General features: G+C 71.7%; 11 protein-coding genes. 4 read left to right on the top strand and 7 right to left on the bottom strand.

The features are described 5' to 3' along the window. Positions 1-86: 86 nt before the first annotated feature. The 3 genes from ABZX02_RS33375 to ABZX02_RS33365 all read right to left on the bottom strand — a co-directional run bounded on the left by ABZX02_RS33375 (position 87) and on the right by ABZX02_RS33365 (position 3,889). Positions 87-1,397 (bottom strand): NlpC/P60 family protein, encoded by a 1,311-nt coding sequence (locus ABZX02_RS33375; RefSeq protein WP_355304225.1) that lies wholly within the window; start codon positions 1,395-1,397, stop codon positions 87-89. Between the two features lie 157 nt (positions 1,398-1,554). Continuing rightward, positions 1,555-3,069, bottom strand: a complete 1,515-nt coding sequence (locus ABZX02_RS33370; RefSeq protein ID WP_355304223.1) for an AMP-binding protein — start codon at positions 3,067-3,069, stop codon at positions 1,555-1,557. Positions 3,070-3,079: 10 nt separating this feature from the next. Then, positions 3,080-3,889, bottom strand: a complete 810-nt coding sequence (locus ABZX02_RS33365; RefSeq protein WP_355304221.1) for a Sir2 family NAD-dependent protein deacetylase — start codon at positions 3,887-3,889, stop codon at positions 3,080-3,082. 17 nt (positions 3,890-3,906) lie between these two features. Between ABZX02_RS33365 and ABZX02_RS33360 the strand changes: the two genes are divergently transcribed. From ABZX02_RS33360 to ABZX02_RS33350, 3 genes are all read left to right on the top strand, one after another. Beyond that, complete coding sequence (locus tag ABZX02_RS33360) at positions 3,907-4,359, top strand: hypothetical protein (protein WP_355304219.1); 453 nt, start codon at positions 3,907-3,909, stop codon at positions 4,357-4,359. After that, positions 4,356-5,858 carry a flagellar basal body protein FliL gene (locus ABZX02_RS33355; protein ID WP_355304217.1) on the top strand — a complete coding sequence of 501 codons (1,503 nt, stop codon included), beginning with the start codon at positions 4,356-4,358 and terminating at the stop codon, positions 5,856-5,858. The genes ABZX02_RS33360 and ABZX02_RS33355 overlap by 4 nt, the downstream gene beginning before the upstream one ends. 84 nt (positions 5,859-5,942) lie before the next feature. Further along, positions 5,943-7,244, top strand: coding sequence for an FAD-dependent monooxygenase (locus tag ABZX02_RS33350; RefSeq protein WP_355304215.1), 1,302 nt, complete (start codon positions 5,943-5,945; stop codon positions 7,242-7,244). On the opposite strand, the gene ABZX02_RS33345 is transcribed toward ABZX02_RS33350, so the two are convergent. The 3 genes from ABZX02_RS33345 to ABZX02_RS33335 are packed head-to-tail and all read right to left on the bottom strand — an operon-like array spanning position 7,164 to position 11,628. After that, a complete protein-coding gene (locus ABZX02_RS33345) occupies positions 7,164-10,289 on the bottom strand; it encodes a BTAD domain-containing putative transcriptional regulator (protein WP_355304213.1) in 3,126 nt (1,041 codons plus the stop codon). The genes ABZX02_RS33350 and ABZX02_RS33345 overlap by 81 nt on opposite strands. Then, on the bottom strand, positions 10,289-10,921 hold the full coding sequence (locus ABZX02_RS33340; RefSeq protein ID WP_355304211.1) for a hypothetical protein: 633 nt from the start codon (positions 10,919-10,921) through the stop codon (positions 10,289-10,291). The genes ABZX02_RS33345 and ABZX02_RS33340 overlap by 1 nt, the downstream gene beginning before the upstream one ends. Next, positions 10,918-11,628, bottom strand: a complete 711-nt coding sequence (locus ABZX02_RS33335) for an ABC transporter ATP-binding protein (protein ID WP_355304209.1) — start codon at positions 11,626-11,628, stop codon at positions 10,918-10,920. Before ABZX02_RS33335 ends, ABZX02_RS33340 begins: the two co-directional genes overlap by 4 nt. Before the next feature lie 19 nt (positions 11,629-11,647). On the opposite strand from ABZX02_RS33335, the gene ABZX02_RS33330 reads away from it, so the two are divergent. Next, positions 11,648-12,055: a hypothetical protein gene (locus ABZX02_RS33330; protein WP_355304207.1), complete on the top strand. Its 408-nt coding sequence runs from the start codon at positions 11,648-11,650 to the stop codon at positions 12,053-12,055. Here the strand turns inward: ABZX02_RS33330 and ABZX02_RS33325 are convergent. Continuing rightward, a complete protein-coding gene (locus ABZX02_RS33325) occupies positions 12,042-12,689 on the bottom strand; it encodes an alpha/beta fold hydrolase (protein ID WP_355304205.1) in 648 nt (215 codons plus the stop codon). The two genes, ABZX02_RS33330 and ABZX02_RS33325, sit on opposite strands and share 14 nt — an antisense overlap. Positions 12,690-12,766 lie beyond the last annotated feature (77 nt).

Below are 12,766 nucleotides of genomic sequence, written 5' to 3'. Positions count from 1 at the left end.
TGATGCCGCTGAATCGCGGAGCGACATCATGCACGACGAGATCACCACACGCGAACGACTTCGGCGGAACCGAACCGGCGCGAAAATCAGAGCAGGCGAGTCACGTACGGCATGATGCCGCCGTACCGCACCGGCGAAATCCGCACCACCGCACCGGAGTGCGGCGCCTCCACCATCATCCCGCCGCCCAGGTACAGCGCGACGTGCGTGCCGCCGCCCGGTCCCCAGAAGATCATGTCGCCGGGCGCCATCTGCGAGAGCGGCACCTTGCGGCCGGAGTTGTACTGGTAGCCGCTGTAGTGCGGCAGGTACACGCCGACGCCCGCGAAGGCGTACATCATCAGGCCGGAGCAGTCGAAGCCGATCTTGCGGTAGTCGCCGAACGAGTCCGCGACGCCACCGTCGCGCACGCCGTACGTCGGGCCGTAGTAGTTGCCGCCACCCCACGCGTAGATGACGCCGCGCTGGGCGAGCGCCCGGTTGATCACGGTCTGCACGCGGTTGCCGGACGGGGCGGGAGCCGACGCGATCGGGCGGGGCGACTGGGGCTTGGGCGCGGCCTGGGCGGCAGCAGCGGCGGCGGCGCGGCGGGCGTTCTCCTCGTCCTCGCGCCGTTTCGCCTCGGACCACTGGTCGTACTGCCGGCGCTGCGCCTCCAGCCCGCTCACGGCGCCGCGGGCGGCGGCGAGCTCGCGTTCGACCGCCTCCTTGTTCGACTGCAGCTCCCCGGTCACCGCGGCCTGCGACGAGTGCGCCTCGACGGCCGCCTGCTGGGCCTGCTCGGCGACCTTCTTCGCCTCGTCCGCCGCGGCCTGCTTGGTCTCGGCCTTCTGCAGCGCGGCACGGGCGGAGGCGTCGAGGTTCGCGGCGGTGCCCTGGTCGCGGGTGACCTGGTCGAGCCGGTTCAGGCTGGACGCCGACACCGCCTCCAGCAGCTGGGCGCGGGCGAGCAGGTCCTCGGGCGACTTGGCGCCGAGGTACGCGGAGAACGACCCGACGGTGCTGCCCTGCGCGTAGGAGGCCGCCGCGAAGTCGTCGAGCTCCTTGCGGCTCTTCTCCACGGCCGCGGTGGCCGCGTCGGCCTCGACGCGGGCGTTGGTGGCGTCCCGGCGGGCGGCCTCGGCCTCGGAGATCGCCGTCTCCAGGTCGACGCGGGCCTTGTTGGCGAGCTCGCGCTTGTACGAGACGTCGTCGAGCAGCTCCTGCAGGCGCGACTCGGCCTGGGTCAGGCGCCCGGTCAGCTCGCCGACGCGCGCCGCCTTCGCGTCCGCCTCGGCTCGCGACGCCGAGATCTCGGCGTCGCTCGGGTTGGGCGGAGGCGGGGGAACCGCGCCGGCCGTCCCCGCGAGGACAGCCGTCATCAGCACCGCGACGACGGCGGAGAGTCGTGTCAGCACGGGACATCACCTCCGACCGCATTAGACCAATCAGACGCATCCGGCGCATCAGGAACTAACGCACCGTCAACCACACGTGTCACAGTGGAACACGGTCGGTGGTCCTTTTGGGACGATCGGAGTCCGGCGTGTCGCCGGTATGGACTAGTTCCCGTTGTCAGTTGACGCCGCGGTCGCGCCCCGCCCAGTACGGCTCGCGGAGCTTGAACTTCTGGATCTTGCCGGTCGCCGTGCGCGGGATGGAGTCGCGGAACTCGATCGACGTCGGCGCCTTGTACCCGGCGAGCCGCTCCTTGCAGTGCTTGATCAGCTCGGCCTCGGTGGCCTCGCCGGAGAGCACGACCAGCGCCTTGATCGTTTCACCCCACTTCTCGTGGGGCACGCCGATGACCGCGACCTCGGCGACGGCCGGGTGCGAGAACAGGCAGTCCTCGACCTCGATGGACGAGACGTTCTCGCCGCCGGTGATGATCACGTCCTTCTTGCGGTCCGAGATGGTCAGGTAGCCCTGGTCGTCGAAGTGGCCGCCGTCGCCGGTGTGGAACCAGCCGTCCTCGATGGCGTCCGCGGTGGACTCCGGGTTGTCCCAGTAGCCCTCCATGACGACGTTCGACCGGGCCATGACCTCGCCGTTCTCCGAGATCCGCAGCTTCGCGCCCAGCGCCGGCGCGCCCGCACGGGACTGCAGCCTCGCCTTCTCCTCCCCCTGCGGCCCCGGCTGGGCGCGGTTGAAGGTGAGCAGCGGCGCCGTCTCGGTCAGGCCGTAGATCTGCAGGAACTCCCAGCCGAGCTCCTCGGTCACGCGCTGGATCGTGCGCGAGGGCGGCGGAGCGCCGGCGCACACGATGCGCACGGTGTCACGGCCGGGGATCTCGCCGTCCCACGTCTGCGCGGCGTCCAGCACGGCGTTCCACACGGCCGGTGCGCCGCACATGAGCGTGACGCCGTGGTCGCGCACACGGCGCAGGATCTCGGCGCCGTCGACCTTGCGCAGCACCACCTGAGGCACGCCCAGGCCCGCGAGCCCGAACGGCATCCCCCAGCCGTTGCAGTGGAACATCGGCAGCACGTGCATGTACACGTCGCCCTCCCACGCACGGGTGTGCATGGCGAACGTGACGGCGTTGAGCCAGATGTTGCGGTGCGTCAGCTGCACGCCCTTGGGCCGCGCGGTGGTGCCGGACGTGTAGTTGATCGTGGCCGTCGCGTCCTCCGAGGGCGCGCTCCACGGCCGTGGCTCCACATCGAACCGGAGCAGCGACTCGGACTCCTCGCCGAGCGTGAACCGGTGGCGCGCCACGACGTCGTCGAGTTCCAGTTCGGGGTCGACGAACAACGCCGACGCGCCGCTGTGCTCGACGATGTACTTCACCTCGTCGGGGCGCAGGCGGAAGTTCACCGGCACGCAGATCCGCCCGCTGGCGGGCAGCGCGTGCAGCAGCTCGAGCATCCGCGCGGAGTTGTGGCTGACGACGGCGACCCGTTCGCCCTCGCCGACGCCCAGCGCGTCGAACCCGGCCTGCCACGCGCGCACGCGGGTCGCCATCTCCGCGTACGTCGTCGTCGCGACCGGCTTCGCGGGCTGGTCCGGTTCGTCGATCGTCGCCGTGGTCGCCGCGAACGCGAACGACGCCCGGTCCAGGAAGTCCGTGGTGATCAGCGGTACGCGCATGGGCCCGACCCTACGACCAGGTGCTCGGATCTCCCCAGGACGAGAATCGGCCTCCCCCGGATGGAGGAACGGAGCTGAGATCCGGAAGCACGTCTCCGACAGGTTCGTGCAGCACGACCGCCGCCACGTCGTCGTACGGCGTCGGCTCGGCGTTGCAGATGATGACCTGCGCACCCGCCTTGGCCGCCAACGGCACGAGGCCCGCGGCGGGCTGCACCGACAACGATGTTCCCGCCACCAGCAGCACGTCGCAATCCAGGGCGGCGAGGCGGGCGCGGCGCAGCACCTCGCCGTCGAGCTCCTGCCCGAACGAGATCGTGGCCGACTTGAGGATGCCCCGGCAGCGCGGGCAGTCCGGCTCCTCCTCGCCCTCGGCCACGCGCTTCAACGCGTCGCGCATCGGCCCCGTGGCCCCGCATCCCAGGCACACGGTCGCGTGCAGGGTGCCGTGCAGCTCGAGCACGCGGTGCGGGTCGGAGCCGGCTTTCTGGTGCAGGCCGTCGATGTTCTGCGTGACCACGGTGCGCAACCGGCCGGACCGTTCCAGTTCCACCAGCGCCTTGTGCGCGGCGTTCGGTGTGGCCGTCCACACCGGACTGCCGAGCTTCGCGCGCCACGCGAGCCTGCGCACCTCCGCGTCGGAGAGGTAGGCCTGCAGCGAGGAACCGAGGCCCGCGTCGGCGTCGCGCGTCCACAGCCCGTCCGGGCCGCGGAAGTCCGGGATGCCCGAATCCGTGGAGACCCCGGCGCCGGTCAGCACCGTGATCCGGTGGGCGGACGCGACCAGCGCCCGTGCCGCTGCGCACGCCTCCGAGGCCATCGGTTCACACTAGTCGGGTGCGCAGCGCTGTGGGAGCCGCCATCGCGGCAGTGGGCTTGGTCACCTCCATCACCGGGACTTTCTTGCCGTGGCTGAAGTCCGGATCGACCACGAGGGACAGTTACGAGGTGCTTTCGCTCCGTGGTTTCGCCGGGTTGGACGGGGTGGCGGGCACGGTGGTGACGTCGGTCTGGGTGGGTCTGACGCCCCTCGCCATGATCGCGGTCGGCCTGTACGTGGTCCGATTTCCACGATTCGCCGGGTGCGCGGCGATTCTCTTTGGCACGATCAGTGGAACCGTGGCCCTGGTTGCCACGGTCCAAGGGGATAGCAAGGGCTCGTTGGTCGGCATCAGCACGGCCGGTCCCATTACGACCCTTGCCGGTGCCGTACTGACGATCGTGGGGGCGATCACGGTGCTCACCTCGACCAGGCGCAGCGCAGTGAGAACCTCAGGAGGGAACCCGTGAGCTACCCAGGTGGTGGCGGCGGCCAGTGGCAGCCGCAGAACGACCCGTACGGGCAGCAGCCCCAGCAGGGCGGCTACCAGCAGCAGCCCCAGCAGCCGGGTGGCTACCCGCAGCAGGGCGGCTACCCGCAGCAGCCGCAGCAGGGCGGTTACCCGCAGACCGGGCCGCAGGGCTTCCCGCAGCAGGGCTTCCCGCAGACGGGTCCGCAGGGCTTTCCCCAGCAGGGCTACGGACAGCAGCCGTACGGCTACGCGCCGATGGGCGGCGAGCCGCCCAAGAAGAAGCGCACCGGACTGGTCGTCACGGCCGTCGTCGCGGTGCTGCTGCTGATCGGCGGCGGTGTCACGTTCTTCGCGCTGAAGAAGGCCGACCCCGGTTCGAACGCGGGCCAGGACACCCCGGCCGTCGCGGCGAAGAACCTGGTCGAGCAGCTCGGCAGCGGTGACGTCGTCGGCATCATGGCCTCCCTCGCGCCGGCCGAGGCCGCGCTGTCGAAGGACTACATGGAGTCGATGACGAAGGAGATGAAGCGCCTCGAGATCCTCAAGCCCGACGCCGACCCGAACAAGCTGACGGGCGTCGAGTTCAAGAGCGAGAACATCAAGTTCGACGAGGCCGCGGCCGAGAAGGTCAACGACCACCTCACCATCAACAAGCTGGTCGAGGGCAAGATCACGATCACCTCGGACGCGTCGAAGATCCCGCTCACCGACAAGCTGGTGGACGCGCTCGGCGACGACCTGAACCTCACCTCCACGAAGTCCGAGACGCTCGACATCACCGCCGAGGTGAAGAAGCGCGGCACGCCGATCGGCATCGCGTCGATCAAGGTCGACGACAAGTGGTACCCGAGCGCCTTCTACACGATCGCCAACGCGGTCCTGGAGGAGGAGAAGCTGAAGTGGCCGTCGCAGGGCATCGCGCCGCAGGGCGCGGGCTCCGCGGAGGAGGCCGCGAAGCAGCTGGTGAACGCGGCGCTCGACAGCGACCTGACCAAGGTCATCGCGCTGCTGCCGCCCGACGAGGCCGGTGTGCTGCAGGACCTCGGCCCGCTGCTGCTGAAGGAGGCCGGGACGCAGAAGCCCACCGGCGCCAAGCTGAACGCGCTGGAGACCGACGTCAAGGACGTCACCGGCGGCAAGCAGGTCACGGTCAAGAAGCTCTCGATCACCGCCGAGGGCGAGACCATGACGATCACCCGCGAGGGCGACTGCTACTCGGCCGACATCCCGGGCGAGGGCACGCAGAAGCTCTGCGCGGACGAGATCACGCAGCTGATCCAGCAGCAGGGCGGCAAGAACATCCCCGCCGACGCCGTGGAGATCATCGGCCGCGTCGCCTCGTCGGTCATGAAGACCGGCGTCGGCGTGGTGGCCACCGAGGTCGACGGCAAGTGGTACGTCAGCCCGGTCCGCTCCTACTACGAGCTGGCGCTCTCGCTGTTCCGCGGCTTCGAGCCCAAGGACGTCGACGCGCTGATCGAGCTGCTCAAGAAGTAAGTCCTCGCAGGTAGGCCACGGCCCTGTCACCCGCAACAGCGCGGTGACAGGGCCGTGGCAGTTCCGGGGCCGAGTGTCGCGGTCATGGACACACAGGTTCTGATCATCGGCGCCGGCCCCACCGGCCTCACCCTGGCGCTCGACCTCGCCCGCCGCGGCGTTCCGTTCCGCGTCGTCGACGCCTCGCCCGCGCCGTTCGCCGGCTCGCGGGGCAAGGGCCTGCAGCCGCGCAGCATGGAGGTCTTCCACGACCTGGGCGTCATCGAGCAGGTGCTGGCGTCCGGCCGGTTCGACATGACCATGCGGCACTACAACGGCCGCGAGGTGCTGCGCGAGTGGAACGTGCACGAAGGCCGTCATCCCACCGCCGAACGCCCCTACCCGCACACGATGCTCATCCCGCAGTTCCGCGTCGAGCAGATCCTGCGCGAGGCCCTGCCGCAGGACGTCGAGTACGGGATGCCACTGACCTCGTTCACCCAGGACGACTCCGGCGTGACGGCCGTGGTCGGCGGGCAGACCGTGCGGGCGCGGTACCTGGTCGGGTGCGACGGCGGGAAGTCGTTCGTGCGCAAGGAGCTCGGCGTCTCGTTCGTCGGCGAGACGCACGAGGACCAGCGGATGCTCGTCGGCGACGTCCGGCTCACCGGCCTCGACCGCGACCACTGGCACCAGTGGGGCGTCAGCCGCGACCAGTGGCTCGCGCTGTGCCCGTTGCCCGGCACGGACCTCTTCCAGTTCCAGGCGGTCGGCGACGGCGAGCCGTCCGCCGAGCTGTACGGGCGGATCATCCGCGAGCGCACCGGCCTGGACGACGTGGTGCTGCGGGACGTGACCTGGATGTCGTTGTTCCGCACCAACATCCGCATGGTGAACCGGTTCCGCGTCGGCAGGGTGTTCCTCGCGGGCGACGCGGCGCACGTGCACTCCCCCGCCGGCGCGCAGGGCATGAACACGGGCATCCAGGACGCCTACAACCTCGGCTGGAAGCTCGGCATGGAGACGCTGCTCGACACCTACGAGTCCGAGCGCAAGCCGGTCGCGGAGTGGTTGCTGGGCATGACGACCGCGATCATGATGTCCGGCAACCCGTTCGAGAAGCGTGACGACGAGACGCTGCAGCTCTCGCTGTCGTACCGCACCGAGGACGGCCCCGGCCTGGTCGCGGGCGACCGGATGCCCGACGGGAACACCGACCACGGTCGCGTCTTCGACCTGCTGCGCGGCCCGGACTTCGTGACGCTCGACTTCCCCGACGGCCCGGTGCTGGTGCGCCCCGACGGCTACGTCGCCGCCGTGGGCCGGTCAGCGATCGACGCCTATTTCGGCGCGAATCCCGTCACGCAGCTGCACCACCGCCGGGTCGCTGCTCGGACCGCCGCGTAGCGCCTCCGCCTCGTCCAGGGCGGCCGCCGCCCCCGGCGCGTCGCCCTGGGCGAACAACCAGTCCGCGTACCGCTCCAGGACGTGCGCCCGCGCAGGCCCGTCGGCACTGGCGGCCGCCGTGCTCAGCGCCCGCTCGTACTCCTCGCCCGCCTCCTGGGGACGTCCCAGCCTCGTGAGCGCGAGCCCCAGTCCAGCGTGGACGGACGCGCGGAACTGCTTCGCCTCGGTGTCCGCGGTGTCCGCGAGCGCCCGCCGGTACAGCGCGACGGCCTCTTCGAAGTCACCGCTGAAGTACGCGACCTCACCGCGCGCCAGCGAGACCCGCCCGCGGTCGAGCCCGAGCGGCGGCACGGACACCTTCGCGAGATCCGCGCGCGCCCCGTCGAGGTCGCCGGTGCGGATCTTCAACCGCGCCGTCTGCACGAGCACGGACATCGGCACCAGCACGCTCTCCGGGTCACCGAGCTGCGCCGCGACCTCCTGCGCCTCCGACGCCGCCGCGAACCCCTCCGCGAACGCACCCCGGTTGATCAGCACCATGACCAGGCACGACAACCCGAACACGACGGCCCACCGGTCCCCGACCGCGCGGAACCGCCCGATCGCCTCCCGGTACGCCGCCTCGGCCTCGGGCGCCCGCCCGTCACTGAACTCCCCCGCGACCACCCCGCGCACCAGCGAGGCGAACGCGCGCATCCACTCGTCCGGCGACCGCTCCAGCCGCTCCACGAGCCGAACCAGCCGGTCGCCCAGCTCCCGCGCACCCCAGACCGTGCCGCTGGTCAGCATCAACGCGCACAACGCCGTCGGCACGTCCTCCTGCCACAGCCGCTCGGCCGCCCCCACCGACTCCGGCGTGCCGAGCGCCGCCAGCACCTCCGACAGCGGGTCGTCCGGCACGAGCGGCGCCCAGCGCCGGATCTCCTCGAACCGCTTGGTCATCACCAGCCAGTGCCACGTGCGGGCGGCCATCATCCGCCGGGCGAGGTTCTGGTCGTGCCCGACCGCCCACGCCAGGGCGGCGTCGAGGTTGGCCCGGTCCGCGTCGAACGCCTTCAGCGCCTCCAACTGCTCCGGCCCGCGCAGCAACGGCTCGTTCCGCTCGGCCAGGGCGACGTAGTACGCGGCGTGCCCGGCCGGATCGGTCCGGCCCTGCTCCAGGGCGTACTCGCGCACGGTCTCCAGCAGGCGGTAGCGCTCGCCGGCGCGGACGACCAGCGACTTCTCGACGAGGGCGGCCAGCAGGTCCTCGGTGTCCCAGAGGTCCTGATCTTGTCGGACCTCCTGAGTACGGTGAGATGCAGGGGTTCCCGGTTCGGGGGTACCCCTGCGAAAGCCTGCGTCGTGCTCCGGGTGGACGCGGAACGGCTCGGGCGCGGCGCTCGCCGACGCCTCCGGATCGGCTGCTCGTTCGCCTCCACCCCACCGCGCGCCCGGAACCGCGGAGGGTCGCGGCTCGACAGTGCTCCGCACAGCTCGCGCCGCAGACGCTCCCGGCTCGACGCTGTCCACACCTCGCACCGCAGGCATTCCCGGCTCGACAACGCTGCCGACACCTTGCGCGGCAGGCGTTGCTGGCTCGACAACGCTCCCCTCACCTGGCGCCGCAGGCATTCCCGGCTCGACAACGCTGCCCACACCTCGCGCCGCAGACGCTTCCGGCTCGCCGACGCCCGCACCGCACACGGCGTGCACCGCCTCCGCCGTCGCCCCTCCCACGAACACGGCCAGCCGCGCCAGCAACGACCGCTCGGCGTCGTCCAGCAGCTCCCAGCTCCAGTCGATCACCGCGCGCAACGTCCGGTGCCGCGCCGGCCCCGTTCGTGCGCCACGGTCGAGCAGCCTCAGCCGACTGTCCACTCGCGACTCCAACTGCGCCGCCGACAACGACCGCGCCCGCGCCGCCGCCAGCTCCACCGCGAGCGGAATCCCGTCCAGGGCAGCACAAACCCGGCGCACGACACCAGCGTCGAACGCCGTCCCGACCCGTGCCGAGAACAACCGCGCGGCGTGGTCCAGGCCGAGCGGTGCCACCGGGCACACGACCTCGCCCGGTATCCCCAGCGGCTCGCGTGACGTCGCGAGCACGCGGGCGTCCGGCGCCTCGGCCAGCAGCCGCGCGCACAGCGCCGCCGCCGCGTCCACGACGTGCTCGCAGTTGTCCAGCACCACGAGCGACGACCCCAGGCGCGAGAACACCGGTGCTGCCAACGGGTTCGGTCCCAGGGCAGCGTCCAGCGCCGCGAGCGGGTCGGCCGTCGAGTCGAGCTCGACGAACCACGCCTGCGGTACCGAGGCGGCGTGCGTCAGCGCCAGCCGCGTCTTGCCCACGCCTCCGAAACCGGTCAGCGTCACCAACCGGTTGTCGCGCAACGACTCCGCCAGCGCCGCCAGGTCGGCGTCCCGCCCGACGAACGACCCCACCGGTGCCGGCAGGTTGCCGCGCGCCACGCGGTCGCGCAGCACCGCCAGGTGGGCGGCCGTCAGCGCCTCACCGGGATCCACGCCCAGCTCGTCGGCCAGCGCCGACCGCACGCGCGCGAACAGCGCCAGCGCGTCCGACCGCCGTCCGGCGGCGTTCAGCGCCAGCATCAGCCGGGCCTGCACGTCCTCGCGCAGCGGATGCGCCGCGGCCAGCGCCTCCAGACCAGCCAGGTCGTCGCGCAGCAACGCGAGCCGCACGGCCTCGTCGACCGCGAACGGCGCCTCCTCGAACGCCGCGCCGCGCCACAACGCCGCGTCACGGGTCCGCGTGAACTCCTCGACGTCGGTCGACGCCTCCAGCCGGTACCCCGTCGCGTGCGACGAGATCGCCGCCGCGCCGAGCACCCGCCGCAGCCGCGACACGAGCGACTGCAACGCCGCCGCACCGTCGACCGGCGGCTCGTCCGGCCACAGGTCCGCGATCAACCGGTCCGGCGCGACGACGGAGCCGGGCTCCACCGCCAGCCTGATCAGCAACCAGCGCAGCCGCCTGCCACGCACCTCGACCGGCGTGCCGTCGGCGGCCACGACCCGCAGCGGCCCGAGCACGTCGACCCGCATCAGGCCCGCCGCACCCCGGCCACCACCGCGGCCGCCACGAGCGCGGCCCCGACCGCCACCGTCCCCAGCACGGACAGCGACGCCCTGTTGTGGCCCAGCGCGTCCAGCACCCACCCGAGCGGGGTGATCCGCCCCAGCGGGTACGTCAGCACCACCACCGCGAACACCGCCAGCACGGTGCGCCCGATGGAGTCGAAGACCGGGCGGGCGAACAGCAGGCCCACGCCGACCCCGAGCAACGCGCACCCAGTATGCGCGGCGAGTCCGACAAAAAATTGAGCCACCGTGTACGGGTGGGGGTTCGTGATCACCGGCCACACCGCCGCCAGCACCGCCATGGCGACCGCGAACAGCACGGCCACCAGCGCCGCCGCCGTCAGCACGCGGGGCCAGCCCCCGGCGGACACGACGGTGATCTCGCGCCGCACCACGTCCTCGGACGTCGCCACGACGACCGCCATCCACGCCGCCACCGGGTACAGCAACGCCGACGACCCCGAGTACGCCTCCAGCGGCTGCCCCGCGTCCGAGGCGAACAGCATTCCCATCACGCCGAGGAACACCAGCAGGGGCGCCAGATACCGTTGCCCGCGAAGGACGTCGACCGCGAGGTACCGGACGAGGGAGATCACCGCACACCTCGCACCGAGCACCCGAGCCGCAACGCCTCCGCCAGCACGTGGTCGCTGCGGTCCGGCTCCACCACGACGCGCACCGACGAGCCGCGGGCCTGCACGGAACGCACGCCCTCCAACGCTTCCAGGGCGTCGAGCGCCGACACCCGGCTGAGGTCGATCGTGACGTGCCCGCCCGCGAGGTCGACGCGCGTCGCCGACGCCAGGTGTCCCTCGTGGTCGGACACCAGCGCCGTGCGTCCCTCCAGCAACGCCACCAGCTCCTGGGCTGCCTCGGGGTCGAGACCGGTCCACGGTTCGTCGAGCACCAGCACGTCCGCGTCCAGGAACGCCTGCGCCAGCGCGACCTTCTGCGCGTTGCCCTTGGACAGCTCGGACATCGGCGCCGTCATCGAGCCGACGAACCCCAGCCGCTCCAGCACGTCGTTCGCCGGAGCGCGCCGGATCCGTCCCATGTGCGCCAGGTACGACGAAGCGGACATCTTGACGTCAGAGGGAAAGCGCTCGGGCACGTACCCGATCGACGCGGGCCGCGACACCCGTCCGGAGGTCGGCCTCAGCACCCCGGCCGCGATCTTGAGCAGGGTCGACTTGCCGGTGCCGTTCGCGCCGGTCAGCACGGTCAGGCCGGAGACCTCCAGCGTGAGGTCGCGCAACACCCACGGCCCGCGTCCGTACCGCTTCGAAACCTGATCGAGGAGCACCACGCCAAGATAACCACCCATGACACCGCTTCCGCTCGCTTTGGCGTGCATCTGGCTCGGCATGGTCGTGGCGATCTCGATCGAGGCGCCGCTGAAGTTCCGCGCGCCCGGCATCACGCTGCCGCTGGGCCTCGGCATCGGCCGGCTGGTGTTCCGCGCCCTCAACTCGGCGGAGATCCTGCTGGCGGCGGCCACGGCGCTCACGTTCGCCCTCGCGCCCCGTCCGGCGGCCGCGACCGCGTTGCTCGTCGCCCTGGCCGTCACGCTCGCTGTGCAGGTGGCGGTGCTGCGGCCCCGGCTCGAGGCCAGGGCCGCGCTGATCATCGCGGGCGAGACGCCGCCGAAGTCCCGCACGCACCTCGTCTACATCGCGTTGGAAGGCGTGAAGGTGGTGATGCTGGTGGCGTTCGCGATCATCCTGCTGTGATCAGCTCCGCCAACTGTGCGGGCCGCGACAGGAACGGCGAGTGCGATCCCGGCAGTTCCACCGCGCCGTACGCCCGCAACCTGTCGGCGAACGGCTGTGGGAAGGCCATGTCGTCCGCGCAGACGATCGCCGTGGTGGGCACCGTCCGCCACGCGGCCGCCGTCACCGGGTCCTCGAACGACTTCGCGCTCTGCGGCCGCAGCCGGCTCCCGGCCCACGCCGCCCGCTCGTCCGGCACGTCGGCGAACAGCAGGTCGCGCGCGGGCTCCGGCGGGTCCAGCAGCGTCGTCCCCGGCTCGTACCAGGGTCCGCCGAGCGGCGACACCACCGACTCGCCGGGCTCCAGCAGGTGCGCGGCCAGGTAGACGAGCCGGTCCGCCGCCTGCGCGCCCTCCCCCACCGGCACGCCCGCGTACGAGTGGGCCAGCACCGTCACCGGCCCGCTCAGCGCGGCGATCGCCTCCCGCACCACGTCAGCGTCCTCGCACACCCCGGCGGTGGGCGATCCCGAGGTGCTCGGGAGGTCCAGCGCGGACGTCGTCCAGCCGCGCGACTCCAGTTCGGGCACGAGCAGGTCCCAGCACCACGATCCGTGCCAGGCACCGTGCACGAGCAGCAGGTTCCCCCGGTCCATCACGTTCTCCCTCGTCCGTTTGGACCTACGCTAGCCAGGCAAGATCACCAGCCGTCGTCGTCAGAGTCCGCCGTTCT

The sequence above is a fragment of the Lentzea sp. NPDC003310 genome, assembly GCF_040610935.1.
GTDB lineage: Bacteria > Actinomycetota > Actinomycetes > Mycobacteriales > Pseudonocardiaceae > Lentzea.
This window is presented reverse-complemented; position numbering and strand designations above follow the sequence as displayed.

What these genes read in the sequence shown, in the direction of transcription:
- ABZX02_RS33370 (WP_355304223.1), bottom strand. Translation starts at nt 3,069, where the DNA reads ATGCGCGTACCGCTGATCACCACGGACTTCCTGGACCGGGCGTCGTTC.
- ABZX02_RS33325 (WP_355304205.1), bottom strand. Translation starts at nt 12,689, where the DNA reads ATGGACCGGGGGAACCTGCTGCTCGTGCACGGTGCCTGGCACGGATCG.
- ABZX02_RS33365 (WP_355304221.1), bottom strand. Translation starts at nt 3,889, where the DNA reads ATGGCCTCGGAGGCGTGCGCAGCGGCACGGGCGCTGGTCGCGTCCGCC.
- ABZX02_RS33345 (WP_355304213.1), bottom strand. Translation starts at nt 10,289, where the DNA reads ATGCGGGTCGACGTGCTCGGGCCGCTGCGGGTCGTGGCCGCCGACGGC.
- ABZX02_RS33350 (WP_355304215.1), top strand. Translation starts at nt 5,943, where the DNA reads ATGGACACACAGGTTCTGATCATCGGCGCCGGCCCCACCGGCCTCACC.
- ABZX02_RS33330 (WP_355304207.1), top strand. Translation starts at nt 11,648, where the DNA reads ATGACACCGCTTCCGCTCGCTTTGGCGTGCATCTGGCTCGGCATGGTC.